Raw genomic sequence first — 19,180 nt, forward strand, 5'->3', positions numbered from 1 at the left:
TATACTCCTATCCCGCTAATTCTTCAATTACAGCAACAACTTGCGCTGTTGCATCCGGTTTGGCCAATCGTTTGGCGTTGCCTGCTAATTCAAGGCATTGCTCTCGACTCATACGCTGCAACAAATCAGCCAACGCTTCGGCGCTAATCTGTGTTTGCGGCAATAAAATGCCTGCATTTTGCTCGCTCAAATACTGCGCATTACCAGTTTGATGATCATCCACTGCATGCGGAAAAGGCACCAAAATCGCCGCCACACCGATACAGGCCAACTCAGCCACAGTGAGCGCACCTGCTCGGCACAGCACGACATCCGCATCGGCGTAGGCTTGGGCCATATCATTGATAAAGGCAACGCATTCGGCCTCTACCCCTGCTGCAGCGTAATTGGCACGCAATGCTTCGATGTGTTTCTCACCAGCCTGATGCACCACCTGTGGACGAGCCTGTGGCGCAATCAAGGCCAACGCCTTAGGCACTTGCTCATTAAAAACCTGCGCCCCCAAGCTGCCACCCACGACTAAAATCTTCAATACACCCTCACGCCCAGCAAAACGAACTTCGGGTGATGCCACGGCACGTAATTCATCCCGCACAGGGTTTCCCACACAATTGGCGGGCGCAAGCTGCGGAAATGCCGCTGGAAATGCAAATAGCACCCGATTGGCCAATTTCGACAAGGCTTTGTTGGTTAAACCCGCCACTGAGTTCTGCTCGTGAATCACCAAAGGCAACCAGCACAAGCGCATCGCCAAGCCACCTGGAAAACCGGTAAAACCACCAAAGCCAATCGCCACATCTGGACGGCGGCGAAAAATCAAATTCAGCGCAGCCAGCAGCGCTTTGAGCTGCACCCATGGCTGCGATAGTTTTTTCAGTAAGCCTTTACCACGCACGCCAGTAATATCTAATGTCACCAAATCAATGCCATGCTGTGGCACCACGCGGGTTTCCATCGCACCTTTAGCGCCTAGCCATACAACGTCCCAACCTTTGACACGCATTGCATTAGCCACCGCCAGCGCAGGGAAAATATGCCCACCTGTACCACCAGCCATCACCAGCAAAGTTCTGGAGGCCACTGGGCGCTGCGTCGTCGGCGAATTGCTAGTTTCCACACATTGGCGACGGAGACGACTTTGCCAGCCACCCCAAAAGATAAGAGCAATTACAGCCACCAAAATCCAGGTACTCATACGCGATACCCCCGGATCAACTGACGATTTTCGTAGTCAATTCGCATCAACAAGCCAATCGCAATTAGATTCGCCACAATGCCCGAACCCCCAAATGAAAGGAGCGGCAGAGTTAAACCTTTCGTGGGCATCAAGCCCATATTCACGCCCATATTGATGAACGATTGAAAGCCAATCCAAATACCAATTCCCTGCGCGACCAAGGCATGCCAATGCCGTTCCAGTTTGGTAGCCTGCACCCCAATCGCAAATGCACGGAAAACAAAAAACATAAACAGGCTAATCACAATGGCGATTCCGACAAAGCCAAACTCTTCGGCAATAATCGCCATCAAAAAGTCGGTGTGCGCTTCTGGCAGGTAGGACAATTTTTCCACACTGCCACCCAAACCTACGCCGTGCCATTCACCACGACCAAAAGCGATCAGCGAGTGGCTAAGCTGATAACCCTTACCGTACGGGTCTTGCCATGGGTCCAAAAAGCCCAATACTCGTGCGCGGCGATAGGGGCTCGAGGCAATCAAACCGACGAAGGCCACGGCCAGAAAGACGATCAGTCCCAAAAACAAACGCCAGTTAAAGCCGCCCAAAAACAGCGCGCCCATCGCAATGGCGGTAATCACAGTGAAGGCACCAAAATCCGGCTCCAACAGCAGTAAAGCCCCCACCACGGCCATCACCAAAGCCATAGGGAACAGCACTTTGCTGATACTTTCGCCTAATTTTGCCCCCATGCTATTGGCTTTACGTACCGTGTAATCTGCGGCGTACAACACAACAAAAAACTTCATTAGCTCAGAGGGCTGCAAATTAATCACAAATAAACTCAGCCAACGCTTACTACCGTTTACTTCACGGCCAATACCTGGTAACAACACCAAGAGCAGCAGCACCGTACCGGCAATGAATAATGAAGGCGCCCAATGCCGCCATTTTTCAGTAGAAATATTAAAGGTGCCAATTGCCGCAATAATACCAACCACCAAAAAAATGGCATGGCGCTGCAAGAAATAATGCGAGCGAAAACCGGTGTCTTTATCCACCTCGGCCATGGCAATTGACGCCGAATACACCATAACCAAGCCAATCGACAGCAGCAAAGTGACACACCAGAACAGCGCCTGATCGTAGCTGCTCATGGTGGGCTTCATGCGGCGCATGGCTTGATAAAAAATCTGGCGCATCAGTGCTGCTCCAAACCTTGTTCCAACTGATTCACCGCAGCAATAAATACCTCTGCGCGATGATGATAATTGCGGAACATATCCAAGCTGGCACATGCAGGCGACAGCAACACCACATCACCTGGCTCGGCAAAATTACTCGCTACCGACACCGCCATCTCTAGCGTTGGCAACTGCATCACCGGCAAATAATTGTCATCGTCGTCTGGCAGAAAACTAGACCGCGCTTCGTTCAGCACATCGGCCAAAGCTGGCCCATCACGCCCGATCAACAAGACCGCGCGACAAATCCGCTCACAGGCCTCAACCAGCGGCGAGAAATCCTGTCCCTTACCGTCACCGCCCGCGATCAATACTACTGGACGTGTCATCCCTTTAAGCGCAGCCTCGGTCGCTCCGACATTCGTGCCTTTCGAGTCGTCGTAATACGCAACACCGTTTACTTCGGCTACAAACTCAACGCGATGTGGCAAGCCTTTGAAATTACGCAGTGCCGCCAATAATGGCGCAGTCGGCAGACCTGCTGCTCGGCACAAAGCAATAGAAGCCAGCGCATTTACAGCATTGTGCAAGCCCGCTACCGGCAACTCGCTGGCTTTGATCAACTCAAAGTCACCACAGCGCAAGCTGAAGTCACCCTCAACTTCCACCAGACCATACTCATTACCATTACGCGGGGTATCGGCACCAAACCAAACTACATCGCGACCTGGGCGTACCATACCCCGGCAATAGCCATCTTCACGATTTAACACTTGCACGCCTAAGCCCGCAAAAATACTGGCCTTGGTCGCTGCGTATTCATTCATACCGGCGTAGCGGTCAAGATGGTCTTCTGACACATTCAGTACGGTGGCTGCGGCAGGCGTAAGTGAAGTGGTGGTTTCCAATTGAAAACTAGATAGCTCCAACACCCACACATCGGGCCACTGGCCGCGTGCTTCCCAATCAGCCAAAGCGGCCAACACCGGCACGCCGATATTGCCAGCCATCACCGTACTTTGCCCTGCCACCTCACACATCTGTGCCACCATCGTGGTCACCGTTGATTTGCCGTTCGAGCCGGTAATTGCAATGACCTTACCTGGTTTGCCTACCAAGGTTTGCGCGAGTAGTTCAACATCACCCACCACGCTAATACCATGCGCAATGGCCGCCGCAATTTCCGGCGTAGCCAGCGGTACGCCGGGGCTGGTGACTAGTAAATCTGCGTCGGCAAATGTGTCGACATTAAATGCACCTAAGCGCAATTGAACCTGCGGAAACTCTGCTTGCAGATTGCTCAAATTTGGGGGCGTCAGGCGGCTATCGGCCACTGTGACGCGTGCACCTTTGCCGACCAACCAGCGCGCAGTGGCCAAACCGGTGTCACCCAAACCTACAACAATGCAATGTTTCGCGTTTAATTCCACGATCTAGCCTCGAATCAACGTAATTTCAGTGTGGCTAAACCCGCCAACACCAGCAGCATGGTGATAATCCAGAACCGCACCACGACTTGCGTTTCCTTCCAGCCTTTAAGCTCGTAATGATGATGTAGCGGCGCCATTCTAAACACGCGCTTACCCGTCATCTTGAAGCTGGCCACCTGAATCATGACCGACAGCGCCTCCACCACGAACACGCCCCCCATAATCAGCAATACGATTTCCTGACGTACAATCACCGCCACCGCGCCCAGACCAGCACCCAGTGCCAACGCGCCTACGTCGCCCATAAACACTTCGGCGGGGTAAGCGTTAAACCACAAGAAACCCAAGCCAGCCCCCACCATGGCCGCGCAGAAAACAATCAACTCACCTGCGCCCGCAACATGCGGCACCCCCAGATAAGTCGAGAATTTCGCATTCCCCGCGACATAGGCAAAAATGCAGAACGCACCTGCAACCAACACCACCGGCATAATCGCCAAGCCATCCAAACCATCAGTCAAATTGACCGCATTACTGGTGCCGACAATCACGAAATAGGTCAGCACGCAAAAGCCAATCGCACCAAACGGATACAGGATTTCTTTGTAAAACGGAATAATGAAACCGGTATTGGCCGCATCGGGGCCAACATTGACCAGAAACACACCGGCACCAATCGCAATCGCCGATTGGCCGATCATTTTGGCCTTGGCCGAGAGGCCCTTCGGGTTTTTGAGTGCGACTTTTTTGTAGTCATCAATAAAACCGATCACACCCGTCGCCATCGTCACGATCAACACTAGCCAAACGTATTTGTTGCCTAAATCGCCCCACAGCAGGGTTGTCAAACCGATCGACAGCAAAATCATCGTGCCACCCATCGTCGGCGTACCGGCTTTAACCAGATGGGTTTGCGGGCCATCATTACGGACAGCTTGGCCGACTTTAAGCTCAGTCAGCTTGCGAATCACCCACGGGCCAAGCACCCATGACATCGTCAACGCAGTCATCGTTGCCAGCACGGCGCGCAAAGTCAGGTAATTAAACACGTTGAAGGCGCGTACCGACTCGCCCAACCATTGCATCAACATCAGCAACATGGCTGTGCTCCTTGTTCAGTTTTATTTTCTAAGCCGGCAACCACCGTTTCCATGCGCATAAACCGCGAGCCTTTCACTAATACCTGACTGGCTGGTGTCAGCACCGCGGCGACGGCCGCAATTGCAGCAGCGTGATCGGCACAATGCGTCGCACCACTGCGCAGCGCATTGAATGCCTCAACGGCATACTGCATATCAGTACCTACCGCTACCAAATGATTAATCTGGCTTTGCGCGGCATACATGCCAATTTCGCGATGACGCTCTACCGCATCAGCGCCGACCTCACCCATATCACCGAGTACTAGAATGGTCGGAACACCTGTAGCCCCAATTGCAGCCAAAACATCAATCGCGGCTTTCATCGAGTCTGGGTTCGCGTTATAGGTGTCATCCAAAATCGCTGCGCCATTAGCGGCAGTTTTCGCCTGCAAACGTCCTTTAACACCGGCCCATTGATTTAACCCCTGCTGCACGTGCGCGAGGGAAATACCTGCGGCAAGTGCAGCAGCAGCGGCAGCCAAGGCATTTCGCACATTGTGCTCACCAGGTACTGATAGCAGTACTTGTGCCTCGCCCGCTGGGCAGAGCAGGCTAAATTGGCTACCTGTAGCAAGTAATTCGATATGGCTTGCCGTCACTTCACCATGCAAGCCAAATGTAGAAATCTGCTTTTCTGCAGCGAGTTGCTGCCAGAGCGGAGCGAATTGGTCATCGGCATTAATAATGGCGGTGCCATTGGCGACCAAACCAGCAAAAATCTCACCCTTAGCCTGCGCCACGCCTTCTACCGAGCCCAAGGCTTCCAAGTGCGCCGCGCCCGCGTTATTCACCACCGCAACATCGGGCTGGGCAATATGCGTCAGGTAATTGATTTCACCGAAATGATTCATGCCCATTTCGGCAATCACGAAACGATGTTCGGCCTGAATACCCAGAACGGTTAGTGGCAGACCGATGTGATTATTCAAATTGCCTTTAGTGGCGTGCACATATTGCTCACCACCTGCTGCCACAGCGCAAATTGAGGCCAGCATTTCTTTCACGCTGGTTTTGCCATTACTGCCGGTCACCCCAATCAATGGGATGTGTGCATGCTGGCTGCGCCAAAATTTGGCCAACTCACCTAAGGCGGCCAAGGTATCTTTGACAATAATTCGGTTGCCATCACCGGACTCTTGCACCAAAGCAGCCACCGCGCCTTGGTCTAAAGCAGCTGCCACAAAATTATGCGCGTCAAAACGCTCGCCCTTCAGGGCGACAAATAAATCACCCGCCTGAATATCACGGCTATCGGTGGTGACGCGGTTAAACGTTAGTTGGCTATCGCTCGCCACCAATTTGGCCTTGAGCGCTTGCGCGGCTTCCCGCAGACTCAACATCATTGATTCTTATTTCCTTTCGACTTTCTAGCGAGCGCTTTGTTGGCGTGTTCCACGTCATCAAAGTGATAGCGCTCACCCTTAATTTCCTGATAGTTTTCGTGCCCTTTGCCGGCAATCAGAATCACGTCACTGCTGTGTGCCATATCAATGGCATCGCTAATGGCTGCGGCACGATCCGACTCGATCGAATAGTTCGCATTGCCAGTACCCGGCACGCCCGACACCCCTGCAACGATGTCTTGAATAATGACTTTGGGCGCTTCGGAGCGAGGATTGTCGCTGGTAATTACCACTGAGTCGGCCAGACGGCAGGCTATCTCGCCCATCAGCGGGCGTTTCCCGGTATCACGATCCCCACCGCAACCAAACACACAATACAAGCGCGAACCTTGCGGCATGGCTTCACGCAACGTCATAAGTACTTTTTCTAAGGCGTCGGGGGTATGAGCATAATCGACCACCACCAAAGGCTTATCGTCACCACCCAGGCATTGCATGCGTCCCGCTGCAGGGCGAATTTGCTCCAGCGCAGTAGTGGCGTCAGTCAAAGAGACGCCTTGCGCCAGCAATACGCCTAAGCACGCCAGCAAATTGCTGGCATTAAAGCGCCCCAATAGGCTAGATTGGATACGCGTCGCACCAAATGGTGTTTCTACCGTCAGCGCCAAACCTTTGAGTGATGATTCCAGTTGCGTACAGCGCAAATCACCACTGTTAAAGCCGTAGGAAAAAATGGTTTTCGCAGTGGTAAAGCCTAGCAATTCGCGACCAAATGGATCATCGCTATTGATCACCGCAGCTTTGAGCCCCTCCCACTCGAACAACTTGGCTTTCGCGGCACCATACGCCTGCATATTGCCGTGGTAATCCAAGTGATCACGGGTTAAGTTGGTGAACACTGCAGTATGAAAAGGCACGCCATGGGCACGTGCTTGCGTCAAACCATGTGACGAAACTTCCATCGCCACCTGGGTAGCACCTTCTTGCCGAAATTTGGCCAGCCATTGCTGCAGGCTCAACGGGTCGAGCGTAGTATGCGTAGAACTGCTTAGCTCGCCGACAAAACCATTACCCAACGTACCCAACACCCCAGCTTTACCACCGAGCGCATTAAATGCCTGCGCCAACCAGTTGGCAATGGAAGTTTTACCATTCGTTCCAGTAATACCCACCACCGGTAATGGCTCATCCACATTACCCAGCAGTTTCGCCAGCAATATACCCACTTGGTTTCTTAGCGACGGTACCGCAATATTCGTCACTTGATGCGCAGGGTCCCAGCGATAATCTTCCGCCTCCCAGATCACTGCTGCGGCACCATTGGCGATCGCATCGGCAATAAACTGGCGACCATCGACATATTCGCCCTGATAGGCAATAAAGACGTCTCCGGCGCACACTTTGCGGCTGTCGACCACCAAGGTACGCTGTGCGCACAAAGCTTCGATTGCAGCAAAATCAATGGCAGGTAATGCCCAGCTTACTGGTTTCATGCGTCTTCCTTCACGTCTTCCACCCCATTACCGGGCAGTAAAATATTCGTTGTTGGAGCATCTGGCGGAACACCCAGCAAACGCAGGCTACCCGCCACGACATTACTAAACACCGGTGCGGCGACTAGACCACCGTAGCGCAGCGCAAAAGAAGGCTCATCAATCATCACCGCCACAATCAGGCGTGGATTGGAAATCGGCGCCAACCCAACAAATGAGCCCACCCGAGCGGTATCGGAATACACGCCATTGACCAGTTTTTTCGCTGTACCGGTTTTGCCACCCACGCGATAGCCAACCACTTGCGCGCGTGTCGCAGTACCACCAGGCAAAGTCACCATTTCCAGCATTTTGCGCACTTGAGCGGCTGTTTCAGCAGAAACCACCTGCTTACCGGGCGCAGGTGCGACCAATTTGGTAAAGGTCACCGGATGCACCTCGCCATTACCAGCAAACATCTGATAAGCCCGTGCCATTTGCATGACGCTGACTGATACCCCGTAGCCGTAAGCCATCGTGGCCTGCTCAATCGGCCGCCACGTTTTCCATGGGCGCACCCGACCTGGCGACTCGCCGGGGAATCCGGTATTGAGTTTTTCGCCAAAGCCCACTGCGTGCATAAAATCTGACATTTGCTCACGCTCCATCATCAGCGCCATCTTGGCCGCACCGACGTTGGAAGACTTCTGGATAATGTGCTCGACGGTTGCTGCGCCCACCGCATGGTCATCACGAATCGTCGCTGGGCCAATTGTCATCGTGCCACCACCCGTTTGAATCACGGTCGTAGGGGTAACCTTGCCAGCATTGAGCGCCATCGCCACAGTGACGGCTTTCATGGTTGAACCGGGCTCATACAGATCAGTCAGCGCACGATTGCGTTTATGCGCTGGATCAATTTTGGCGCGACTATTGGGGTTGTAGGATGGCGCATTGGCCATGGCCAGTACCTCACCTGTGCGCGCGTCGAGCACAACAATCGCACCACCTGCGGCTTGGCTGTTATCAACGGCATTTTTCAGCTCGCGATACGCCAAGTACTGTATGCGGCGATCTATCGACAGCTGCAAAGTCTGCCCTTCCTGTGGCGGCACAATGGTCGAAACATCCTCGACGATATATCCGCGGCGATCACGAATGACCGTCCGCGAGCCGGCTTTACCAGCCAGCATCGAATCTTTGGTCAGCTCAAAGCCTTCCTGCCCCTTACCATCCAGATTGGTAAAGCCCACCACATGCGCCATCACCTCACCTGCGGGGTAATAGCGGCGATATTCAGTTTGCGAATACACGCCAGGCACATTTAAAGCCAAAACCCGCTTGGCATCAGCGGGTGAAATATGGCGCTTAACCCATAGAAAATCCGACTTTACATCTTCGCCTTGTTTGTTCTTTCTGGTGGCGTTGATTTTGGCCTGGAGCTCATCGGGTGAAATAGCCAATAAACTGGCAATCTTTTTAATTTCGTCGACCGAGACTGGCACCTGCTCATCATCATCAGTTTGCTTCCAATCTTTGGGACGACTCTGCCCAACTGGCAAAACCTGCATACTGCGCGGACTCAGCCAGATCGATTGTACTGGCGTCGAAATCGCCAGCGGCTCACCATTGCGATCGGTGATCATGCCGCGGTTAGGTTCCAGCTTTAAAGTACGGCGGTAACGCGCATCACCTTGATCCTGCAAAAAGCCCTCATTCCAAGCTTGCAGGTACAGACTACGCCCCAACAGCGCAGCAAACAGCCCCATGAGACAGGTCAGCACAAACCAAACCCGCCAGCGCTCCAGCTTTGGTTTCACGGCATATTTATCTGGACGTCGCCCAGTGGCGACAGTACGCGCTTGTCGCATCATGGCAGATCGGTCACTACGGGTTTCACGACCTGCTGGCCATGCTCAAGAATGACTTGAGTACGATTAGAAGGAGCAACTTGCATTCCCATCTTTTGGCTCGCTTCAGCCTCAATCCGCGAATGCATGGCCCAAGTACTTTGCTCTAGCTGCAATTGCCCCCATTCGACATTCAGCTTGCGAGTAATCGCATCTTGTTTTTGCAGCTCGATAAATAATTTGCGCGCCTTATGCTGGCTAGTCACCACACCCATGGCACACACAATCACAATCAAGAGTAAAAATAAGTTCAACCGAGTCACAGCGGGCCCTCGGTACGCTCAGCCACACGCAAAATCGCGCTGCGAGCACGTGGGTTGGCTTTCACTTCAGCCTCGCTGGCGCGAATTGGCTTGCTGACGATTTTCAACGGCGCAGCTGCAATTTCACTAGCCATCACCGGCAAACGCGAAGGCAAACGATCACCCGTGGCTTTATCTTGCATAAAGCGCTTCACAATCCGATCTTCTAGCGAATGAAACGCAATCACCGACAAACGTCCACCTTGTTTTAACAAAGCAAGCGCCTGTGGCAGCGTTAGCGATAACTCCTCAAGCTCGCGATTGACGTAAATCCGTACAGCTTGGAAGGTACGCGTCGCCGGGTCCTGGCCCGGCTCACGGGTGCGGACTGCCGTTGCCACGACCGCGGCAAGTTCGCCTGTTGTAGCAAAAGGTTCGACTGCCCTACGCGTAACAATCGCTGCTGCAACCTGCCGAGCAAACCGTTCTTCGCCATAATCTTTCACCACCTCTGCAATTTCTTTTTCATCAGCCGAATTTAACCATTCGGCAGCAGTAATACCCCGCGTGGTATCCATGCGCATATCAAGCGGAGCATCAAACCGGAAGCTAAACCCCCGAGAACCATCATCAAGCTGTGGCGAGGAAACCCCCAAATCCATCAGCAAGCCATCAATTTGGGTCACACCTAGTTTGGCCAGCGAATCGGCCAGCGTAACGAAACCTTCGTGCACAATCGTAAAACGCGGATCAGCGATCGTCGCCGCCTCAGCAATTGCGTACGGGTCTTTATCAAATGAGATCAAGCGGCCATTGGGGCCTAGCTTGGAGAGAATCAGGCGCGAGTGTCCACCGCGGCCGAAAGTACAATCGACATACACACCATCAGGCTGGATTGCGAGCGCATCCACCGCTTCATCGAGCAATACCGTGCGATGCACGAAGCTTTGCGTATCGCTCACAGCAAAATTCCTTCCATATTATTCTCAAGTTCCTGCGGATCCATCGCCATGATGGCCTCAGTGGTCGCACTCCATTTCGCGTCATCCCACAGCTCGAACTTGTTTCCCATGCCAACAAGAGCAACCTCTTTATCCAACTTGGCGACTTGGCGCAGACGCGGCGGAATTAGCACCCGCCCTGATGCATCCATTTCGACCTCTTCGGCCTGACCCACAATAAACCGGCGAATATTCATTTTGGGGCCGGTTAACTGATTGAGCTGGTCACGAATCGGCAACCAGGCTGGCTCGGGATACACCAACAAGCACCCGGCTGGGTCCGCAGTAATGATGAGCTTGCCTTGCGCCTGGGCGAGCAAGGCGTCGCGATGCTTGGCAGGTATTGCCAATCGCCCTTTGCTGTCCAGATTTAAGGAAGAAACACCACTAAACATGACCGAATTACCACCTTTGAGGCGATACATGAACGAAGTTGTAAAACCGTGGGATTTTGCCCCACTTCGGCATTCAGCGGGAAGAAAAGTGCACTTTTACCCACTTTCTCCCACTGCGCCCCACTATAGAGCAAAAAAAAACCCGACACAAGTTGTGTCGGGCAATTTCCTGTTTTGATACAATGATTTAGAACGTCAGAATCACAAATTAGCACTCCGTTTTAAATCAATCATCAAGCACTAAAAGTTAAAGTATTACTTTAAATTCAACACCTTTCCTGACGTAAGCTTCAAAAAAAACGTCGCATTTCGCCAAATTCTTACACCTTAACCAGATCTCAGCTGATGAACGGCAAAATTAACCTATTTATTCTGTTGCTTCTTGCTGCCGTTATAACTTGGCAGTGGTTGGGGCCACACCGCCGGAAAGAAATTCATCGCACAGTGCATATTGCAGCAGGAGTATTGCTCACGGTGGCACTACTGGCAATTGTTTGGCATCAATACTCTGGTTAAGTATTATACCTTGCAGGCAATAAATGCCCCGAGCAAACGATCACTCTGCCGGCGACCTTGGCGTCGGCGATCTGACTCGGTACGAGTATCTAGCATCGAAACTACACGATATTGACGCCGTGTTTGCTGGCGCCGATCTGGATTAGTACGTCGTTCCACCCCGTTCCAGCGCGCAACGGCTCGCGTATACGAGGCTGATACATGCTCAGCACCAGCCTGATCTTGATCGGTACCGGCATCGCCTTGCTCAGCCTCGAGATGAGCATATTTCTGAATCTGATAGTCAGAGAAAATACGGTTTCTCGCATGGATCGAAGTTATTTTCATGTAAATAATTCATAAAATTCAAGCACTTAGATTATTATCGGCTAATCATCAAAATTCTTGAAGTGAACTCCCACACAAAAACAAAGGGAGGCCAAGGCCTCCCTTTTATCAATCGAATACGATTGAGTGCCGCAAATTAAACCATGGCGGGCAACAGCGCCTGCTTCATTTTTTGCAATGCTTTCGTTTCAATTTGGCGAATACGTTCCGCAGACACGTTAAACTCAGCCGCCAAATCATGCAGCGTTGATGATTCACCATCATCAGTTAACCAACGGGCTTCGATAATACGGCGGCTACGCTCATCCAATGCATCCAAAGCCGCGCCAATACCGACCGATTGCAACTCATCAAGGCGATTGCGCGCCAGAACCGCAGTCGGCTCGCTGTGGCTATCTGCCAACCAGTCGATCGGCGCATAACCTTCATCGTCGCCATCATCCGCCACCAAGGACACGTCTTGCCCAGTCATGCGGGTTTCCATTTCCAACACTTCTTCGGGTTTTACACCCAAATCGTCGGCAATTTCTTTGGCCTGTACATGGGTTAGCGCGGCAAAGCTAGACTTCATAGAACGCAGATTAAAAAACAATTTGCGTTGCGCTTTTGTGGTCGCAATACGTACCAAGCGCCAGTTGCGTAAGATGTATTCGTGAATCTCAGCTTTGATCCAATGCACCGCAAATGAATACAAACGCACACCGCGGCTGGCCTCAAAGCGTTTTACCGCCTTCATCAAGCCAATATTGCCTTCCTGAATCAAATCAGCTTGCGGCAGTCCATACCCACTGTACCCGCGAGCAATCGATACCACCACGCGCAAATGCGACAGCACCAGCTGACGGGCAGCGTCCAGATCATTGTGTTCTTGATGACGAATAGCTAAATCGTGCTCTTCTTCCGGAGAGAGCATCGGAAACGCGTTCACACGCTGAACATAACGCTCAATGCTGTCGCCAACGGATAAGGTTGGCAGCGTTAGTGCAGTACTCATGATTCGATCTCCTGTCCAAACATTCTGTGACGAGCTAAATATTAGCACTCTTATTGATAGAGTGCTAAGCCTCTTTAGAGTTCAATGATTGAATCACATAACGCCGTCATACTGCACTGTAATTATTACTATCTGATTGATAGGAAAAAGCTAAGCCCTCCCCAATAAAGAGCTTGGCGCGATATTCCCGGAGACGAGTGACTACCTGAAAAGCCTAGCTTGTGGCCTGGCACACACGATTTCGGCCTTCGGCCTTGGCTTGGTACAGAGCGCGATCAGCTCTGATCATCGCGTCTTGGACAGACTCTTGCTCGCCAACCATGGCAACGCCCTGACTAACGGTATATCCAAAACGGGTATTATTTGACTCAATGAGGACCCGGTTATTCTGAATAGCTAGCCGAATCCGCTCGGCAATGACAATGGCTTGGGTTAAGTCGGTATCTGGCAGTAACAAGATAAATTCTTCACCACCAGTACGCGCAATCAAATCGGTAGAACGCAAGGCCTCACCACACCAACGCGCTAGCATTATCAAGGCTTGATCGCCCGTTTCATGGCCATATTGATCATTGATCATTTTGAAATGGTCGATATCCATCGCAATCAATGACAGCGGCGATTTTTTGCGCTTCGCACGATCCCCTTCTTGTCTTGCGCGCTCATACAAGGCACGACGGTTTAGTAGGCCGGTCAAGGGGTCTGTACGCGCAGCGACTTCTAGCTGGGCAATCAACTCAGTGTTTTTATTAATGAGCTCAATCAAATTGTCATTCACAGAATTGAGCGCATTAGCGGTCATTTTTTCTGTGGTCAAATCCGTTGCCAGCTCAAAAAACACTTGCTCGGTATCAGCCGCCGACTTCAAGGCTATCAACAAGGAGCGCCCCCAATAGGGGCTTTCATCGGGACGTAGACCGGAGTATTCCAAACTCACCGGTGTACCTTGCTCCGCAAGAGTTAGGTAATAACCAATTTGCATTCCTTCGGGCTGCAACTTATATGCCGCCCGTGATTGGCCAATCAACACTTTAGCCGGCTGCCCTATGAGCCTGCCAAACTGATCACTTACATAAGTAAACCGCCCCTGCCTATCCATCATCGAAATCAGAGCATGATCTTGCAGGGCACGCAGCCAACTAGATTGACTATCAATCTGAGTTTGCAAGGTTTTATAGAGGTGTTTTTCATTGGAAACATCAATACCAAACCCCAAAATACCATTGAGCTCACCCGCATCGTTATAAGCACCCGCGCGATAGCAACGTAATGTTTTAACGACGCCCTCAACTTTAGGTAAAGTTAAATCGGCCCAACGAGCTTGCTGCCCAGCAAATACCGACATTTCCTCCAACTGAATCGACTCACACATCCAATCAGGCAACACCTCTTCATCCGAGCGCCCCAATAAACTCGCAACAGTGAGCCCTAAGTGCTGCGCATAAACCGGATTAACCCACACATAGCGTGCTTGCAGATCTTTTTGCCATGCGGCAACTGGCAATGCCTCAAGTAAGGCTTGGCTTTGAATTTGCGCTTGCAATGGGTGATTGTCGGTCTGCATAGCCGGCCTCAATCGTTAAACTCAACCACATAGCGATAGTAGTCGCTGCGGAAGTAGGAATAGGTCAATTCAAAGGCGCGGCCACTGGGTAAAAAACTCACTCGAGTTAAGCGCAGTAAGGCTTTACCCACATCAAACCCACACAATTGCGCCATCTGTTCATCACAAGAAAAGGCATCAATTTCCTCAATCGCTTTCGCAATCACCAATTGGTGCTCGTGCATAAATTGATAGAGCGAGGCTCCAATTTCATGTGGGTTTGGCACCAGACTCGAGGGTAAGCTCGTTGATTCATAACCAATCACTAGGTCATTGGCGGTGCGTAAACGCTGTAAACGACTTACTTTGGCCCCCGTCTGTAATTTGAGCCGCCATTGCTCTTCCATATTGGGCTCGACAACTTCGCGATTAAGCCAGATCGACCCCGCTTTGAAACCTCGGCTATGCAGCAAACTGGAAAAATTACTTAGCCGTGACACAGGCTGATCAATTTTAGGCGTGACCTGATAGCGTAGCTGCTCATCCTGCATCAACCAGCTTTCTTTAATTAACTGGTCAAATGCGGCTTGAACCGACTCTGCGGGAATCTGAAACAAACTGGCAAACTGGGCAATGCTGGGCAAATATTCAGCGGGTAACCAATAGCCAGCGCAAATGGCAATTTTAAGCTTCTGGAAAAACTGTACCGCAATCGGTTGCGGCGACCCTAAATCGGGCGCGAGGGCGAGTAACTTGCGGTTGGCGGCGACAGAAAGGTCCATTGCTACATACTCAAAACAGTAGAATTTGAGCATAGCAGAGCACACTAGATTTGCAGGCCAGCTTAGCACACCATAAAATTCAACGCAGGTATCTCACCAAAGGCTAAATTGATAAAAACTCAGCTAGAGATACACCTATGCAGTATGATTTCTCAACAACCCATACCCGGCAACCAAATCAGAGGCCGACATCGGTTTGGCAAATAAATATCCCTGCAGGTGCAAATTGAAACCTTCGTAATGCTGTTGCAAAAAGTGGAAATCAGCATCGTTTTCGACACCTTCAGCAATAATCCGCAATTGCAATTCGCTGGCGATTTTCACGATACCGGCAAAAATACTCTGCGCCCGCTCATCACGATGGATATTGCGTACTAAACTTTGATCCAATTTCAGCTCGGTAATCGCCAACTCGCGCAGTAATTCCAGCGGTGTTTGTCCTACACCAAAATCATCCAGAGCTAGCCCAAACCCTCGCAAGCGCAGACGCAACAAAGTCGCCATGGTTTGCCCTAGATTGTTAAAAGCTGAATTTTCGGTGATTTCCAGCACGATCCGGTTAGGCGATAAATTACGCAGCACCAATTCATGGTGCAACCATTCCAACAGCTCGGTATCGTCAAGCTGATTACGCGACAAATTAATCGATAGACGCACATAGGGGGGCAACATTTTGGTTTGCAATAAATCAAACCCAGTCTGCGCAATTCGACGGGTCAGCAAGGTCAGATGCCCTTCGCTATCAAGCCGCTCAATAAATGAGGCTGGCCCGAGCAAACCAAACTGCGGGTTTTCCCACCGTGCAAGGGCCTCGATTTGTTCCATTTGCCCATGCTGCAAACTAAAAATAGGCTGGTAATGAGCGCAAAATTGATTGTGTGCCAAACCGGTAATGATATCGATCAATGGCATCGGGGCAGGCGCGCCATCGGAGTGAAACGGTGGTTGTAAGGGTGTATTAATTAATTTAAGCGCCAATTCTTTCAAGGTCTGCCCATAAAAAGGCTTACTAAGATAGGCGATCCGCGAAATACCTAGCTCTTGTGCTGCACGGGCGCAATTTTCCAGTAGTTCTGGGGCATAGCCACTAATTAAAATGACCGCAGGTATATCACTGTGAGTAGCTAGATTGCGCAGCAGCTCAATGCCATCCATCCCGGGCATGTTTAGATCAGTGATAATTAAATCGACCTTCACCAATTGCCGCACCAGCTGCAAAGCCCAGCTACCATCGGTAGCTTCAAACAGCTTCACATCGGGAATATCTTGTAACATCGCGCGCATCAACTGCCGCTGAGTTTGACTGTCATCCGCAAGCAAGATACAACGAGGCTGAACGATAGGCATAGCAAGCTCCTTTGTCACTTTCACTTAAGCACATAAATGTAATGACAAAAGCGCTTTTTCGTACTGAAGTGACCAACGCTATACCTATACGTAAATTAGTCAGCCAAACACCCGGAGAATTTTAGAATTTATTACCCCGTAATACTCTAACCTCGGACAACCATTGCACCAAAGCGTAATGCTCGCCAAAACGCCGCATAATGTCTTCGGCCAGCGCTTCGCCGCTGGCAGTATCAATAATTAACTCAATCTGGATATTCTCATTGGCATCAAAGCTACCGCGCTTCTCACCATGAGCACCTTTGCCCCGTGCCGCAACAATTGTCCAACCTCGTACTTTTTGTGCTTCAAACAAGGCTACCAGATCATTTTCCAGAACAGCTTCGGTCACGATCGTTAACATGGTTTTGGTATGAAATGTCATAGCAAATATCCTTAAGCCACAGCGATAGCAAATTGGTGATACAGCGGGATACCCACCAATAAATTAAACGGGAAGGTTACCCCTAGTGAGGCGCCCAGCGACAAAGCAGGGTTCGCCTGTGGCACCGCCATCCGCATGGCTGCCGGTGCCGCAATATAACTGGCAGAAGCTGCGAGCGTCGCCAATAGAGTAACACCACCCAGCGACAAGCCCATTAGCATTCCAAAACCAATTCCGACCCAGCTCAAAGCTACTGGCAAACCAACTCCGACAATCAACATAAATAAGCCATGCTGACGCAGTGCCCCCACCTTACCAGCCACCACCAGACCCATTTCCAACAAGAACAAAGTTAATACTGGCTTGAACAAATCGAGATACAGCTTATCGACCGGCTTAATACCTTCAGGACCTGCAATGTAGCCAATAGCCAAACCGCCCAGAAGTAACACAATACTTTTACCTAGTAAGACTTCATGCATCAGCTTGCCCCAACCATGCCCAGTGGCTTGCTTGGCATCTCCCCCCAAGCGCGCCAAGATCACCCCAACCACCAAGGCAGGCATTTCCAGTAAAGCCAGAAAGAGTGTCGTCTGTGACTCATATGGCACCGCTAAGCGCGTCAAAAAAGCCACGCCTACGGCGAATGTCACCACCGAAGCAGAACCATAGTGTGCGGCTACACTCGCAGCATCAGCCTGCGGTAGTTTTAACCGTAGCAAAGGGTAAATCAGCAGCGGAATTAAACAGCCCATTAGCAAGACCAGCATGGCCTGCGGCAAGATTTCCATCATGGGCTGCTTGGCCAGCGCCAATCCACCTTTAATCCCGATTGCTAAGAGCAAAAACACCGAGAGCGTTTCATACAGCGCACTCGGTAGCTTCAAATCAGATTTGGCAATACCTGCGGCCAGGCCAAGCAGAAAGAATAAAACCACCGGATCAATTTGCATGTAGAAATCTTTCATCAATAATTGGCAACAACAGCGAATTTACTACATCTGCAATGATAAAAAAACGCCCAAAAACAATAAGGTTTTTATAAAGAAATGTAGTAAAAATACATTTCTCGCATTTGGGAACCAACTCATTAGTGCCAGCTCAAAGCTCTGTCGATTTTTTGAGTAAGAACATGACCGAGTGGCTCAATTCCATCATGACGCATTCCAGTGAGTTAGCACTGGCAATACTATTTATTATCGTACTGGCTGAATCCATTGCTCTGCTGGGTTTATTGATCCCAGGCACGGTACTGATGTTTAGCATGGGCGCTTTAGTCGGCAATGGTCAGATCGAATTTTGGGCCGCCTGTGCGATCGGGTTTATCGCCGCCTTGCTAGGTGATGGCTTGTCGTATGCGCTTGGGCGACGTTATCGACGTCAATTACAGCGGGCGCAGATCTTGCGCCCACATCAGCGACTATTGCTGCAAGCCCGACTCGTACTACGCCAGCACGGGCCCTTAGGCATTTTTGCTGGGCGTTTTCTCGGCCCAACTCGACCAGTTTTACCCTTGGTGGCGGGCATGTTGTCGATGCCCAGCCGCCGTTTCTGGCCTGCATGTACCTTGGCCAGTTTATTGTGGACGCCGTGCTTTTTGATGCCGGGTATTTTAGCCGGCGCGGCGATCGGTCTAGCCAGCCATGGGGTTTTCTCATTTCCAATCTTGCTGCTACTGGGGGCAATTAGCCTAGCGCTGATTGGCTGGTTAGGGACGCAAGCAATACGTCACGGCCTACAGCAACGCGGCCTCGCGGCCATGCCCGCTCATCTTAGCTGGGGGTCGGGCGTGAGCATGCTTGCCTGCGGTGTAGTCACTTGGCAAATTGCGATCCACCCGCTCGCCCCCACGTATGGCTCACGCATCTGGCAAGTACTCACCTAACATATACATGGTGCCGTATAAAGACGAAAGGCTTCCAAATGGAAGCCTTCAACGATATACCCCAAT

Annotated in this window: 19 protein-coding genes; 2 read left to right on the forward strand and 17 right to left on the reverse strand. The window is 51.2% G+C overall.

The annotated features are described in order from the left end of the window. Positions 1-7: 7 nt before the first annotated feature. The 10 genes from murG to mraZ form a co-directional block, all read right to left on the reverse strand. Positions 8-1,081 carry an undecaprenyldiphospho-muramoylpentapeptide beta-N-acetylglucosaminyltransferase gene (murG, locus tag HZU75_RS06175; RefSeq protein WP_228028259.1) on the reverse strand — a complete coding sequence of 358 codons (1,074 nt, stop codon included), beginning with the start codon at positions 1,079-1,081 and terminating at the stop codon, positions 8-10. A 110-nt stretch (positions 1,082-1,191) separates the two neighbouring features. After that, positions 1,192-2,379 carry a putative lipid II flippase FtsW gene (gene ftsW, locus HZU75_RS06180; protein ID WP_180308282.1) on the reverse strand — a complete coding sequence of 396 codons (1,188 nt, stop codon included), beginning with the start codon at positions 2,377-2,379 and terminating at the stop codon, positions 1,192-1,194. Further along, on the reverse strand, positions 2,379-3,791 hold the full coding sequence (murD, locus tag HZU75_RS06185; RefSeq protein WP_180308283.1) for a UDP-N-acetylmuramoyl-L-alanine--D-glutamate ligase: 1,413 nt from the start codon (positions 3,789-3,791) through the stop codon (positions 2,379-2,381). Before murD ends, ftsW begins: the two co-directional genes overlap by 1 nt. Before the next feature lie 14 nt (positions 3,792-3,805). After that, positions 3,806-4,879, reverse strand: coding sequence for a phospho-N-acetylmuramoyl-pentapeptide-transferase (mraY, locus tag HZU75_RS06190; protein ID WP_444542039.1), 1,074 nt, complete (start codon positions 4,877-4,879; stop codon positions 3,806-3,808). A gap of 2 nt (positions 4,880-4,881) precedes the next feature. Beyond that, complete coding sequence (locus HZU75_RS06195) at positions 4,882-6,276, reverse strand: UDP-N-acetylmuramoyl-tripeptide--D-alanyl-D-alanine ligase (protein ID WP_228028210.1); 1,395 nt, start codon at positions 6,274-6,276, stop codon at positions 4,882-4,884. Further along, on the reverse strand, positions 6,273-7,769 hold the full coding sequence (locus tag HZU75_RS06200) for a UDP-N-acetylmuramoyl-L-alanyl-D-glutamate--2,6-diaminopimelate ligase (protein ID WP_180308285.1): 1,497 nt from the start codon (positions 7,767-7,769) through the stop codon (positions 6,273-6,275). Before HZU75_RS06200 ends, HZU75_RS06195 begins: the two co-directional genes overlap by 4 nt. Then, positions 7,766-9,622 carry a peptidoglycan D,D-transpeptidase FtsI family protein gene (locus HZU75_RS06205; protein WP_228028211.1) on the reverse strand — a complete coding sequence of 619 codons (1,857 nt, stop codon included), beginning with the start codon at positions 9,620-9,622 and terminating at the stop codon, positions 7,766-7,768. Before HZU75_RS06205 ends, HZU75_RS06200 begins: the two co-directional genes overlap by 4 nt. Next, the gene (ftsL, locus tag HZU75_RS06210) at positions 9,619-9,921 is read right to left on the reverse strand and encodes a cell division protein FtsL (protein ID WP_180308286.1); all 303 of its coding nucleotides are present in this window, start codon (positions 9,919-9,921) and stop codon (positions 9,619-9,621) included. Before ftsL ends, HZU75_RS06205 begins: the two co-directional genes overlap by 4 nt. Further along, positions 9,918-10,862 carry a 16S rRNA (cytosine(1402)-N(4))-methyltransferase RsmH gene (gene rsmH, locus HZU75_RS06215; protein WP_180308287.1) on the reverse strand — a complete coding sequence of 315 codons (945 nt, stop codon included), beginning with the start codon at positions 10,860-10,862 and terminating at the stop codon, positions 9,918-9,920. The genes ftsL and rsmH overlap by 4 nt, the downstream gene beginning before the upstream one ends. Next, positions 10,859-11,326 carry a division/cell wall cluster transcriptional repressor MraZ gene (gene mraZ / locus HZU75_RS06220; protein ID WP_228028212.1) on the reverse strand — a complete coding sequence of 156 codons (468 nt, stop codon included), beginning with the start codon at positions 11,324-11,326 and terminating at the stop codon, positions 10,859-10,861. The genes rsmH and mraZ overlap by 4 nt, the downstream gene beginning before the upstream one ends. A gap of 315 nt (positions 11,327-11,641) precedes the next feature. On the opposite strand from mraZ, the gene HZU75_RS17835 reads away from it, so the two are divergent. After that, on the forward strand, positions 11,642-11,812 hold the full coding sequence (locus tag HZU75_RS17835; RefSeq protein ID WP_444542037.1) for a protein MIGRI: 171 nt from the start codon (positions 11,642-11,644) through the stop codon (positions 11,810-11,812). Between the two features lie 3 nt (positions 11,813-11,815). Here HZU75_RS17835 and HZU75_RS06225 read toward each other — a convergent pair whose 3' ends face one another. From HZU75_RS06225 to HZU75_RS06255, 7 genes are all read right to left on the reverse strand, one after another. After that, positions 11,816-12,139: a hypothetical protein gene (locus HZU75_RS06225; RefSeq protein WP_180308288.1), complete on the reverse strand. Its 324-nt coding sequence runs from the start codon at positions 12,137-12,139 to the stop codon at positions 11,816-11,818. Between the two features lie 136 nt (positions 12,140-12,275). Beyond that, positions 12,276-13,133, reverse strand: a complete 858-nt coding sequence (gene rpoH / locus HZU75_RS06230) for an RNA polymerase sigma factor RpoH (RefSeq protein WP_180308289.1) — start codon at positions 13,131-13,133, stop codon at positions 12,276-12,278. Between the two features lie 214 nt (positions 13,134-13,347). After that, positions 13,348-14,697, reverse strand: a complete 1,350-nt coding sequence (locus HZU75_RS17635) for a sensor domain-containing diguanylate cyclase (protein ID WP_180308290.1) — start codon at positions 14,695-14,697, stop codon at positions 13,348-13,350. Positions 14,698-14,705: 8 nt separating this feature from the next. After that, complete coding sequence (locus HZU75_RS06240) at positions 14,706-15,458, reverse strand: GntR family transcriptional regulator (protein ID WP_180308291.1); 753 nt, start codon at positions 15,456-15,458, stop codon at positions 14,706-14,708. 135 nt (positions 15,459-15,593) lie between these two features. Beyond that, positions 15,594-16,805, reverse strand: coding sequence for an EAL domain-containing response regulator (locus tag HZU75_RS06245; RefSeq protein WP_180308292.1), 1,212 nt, complete (start codon positions 16,803-16,805; stop codon positions 15,594-15,596). Positions 16,806-16,926: 121 nt separating this feature from the next. Beyond that, positions 16,927-17,229: a P-II family nitrogen regulator gene (locus tag HZU75_RS06250; RefSeq protein WP_180308293.1), complete on the reverse strand. Its 303-nt coding sequence runs from the start codon at positions 17,227-17,229 to the stop codon at positions 16,927-16,929. An 11-nt stretch (positions 17,230-17,240) separates the two neighbouring features. Next, positions 17,241-18,197, reverse strand: coding sequence for a sodium-dependent bicarbonate transport family permease (locus HZU75_RS06255; RefSeq protein ID WP_228028213.1), 957 nt, complete (start codon positions 18,195-18,197; stop codon positions 17,241-17,243). Between the two features lie 164 nt (positions 18,198-18,361). Here HZU75_RS06255 and HZU75_RS06260 point away from each other — a divergent pair, with 164 nt between their 5' ends. Then, the gene (locus tag HZU75_RS06260; protein WP_180308294.1) at positions 18,362-19,114 is read left to right on the forward strand and encodes a DedA family protein; all 753 of its coding nucleotides are present in this window, start codon (positions 18,362-18,364) and stop codon (positions 19,112-19,114) included. Positions 19,115-19,180: the final 66 nt, after the last annotated feature.

This window comes from Chitinibacter fontanus (assembly GCF_013423785.1).
Lineage (GTDB): Bacteria > Pseudomonadota > Gammaproteobacteria > Burkholderiales > Chitinibacteraceae > Chitinibacter > Chitinibacter fontanus.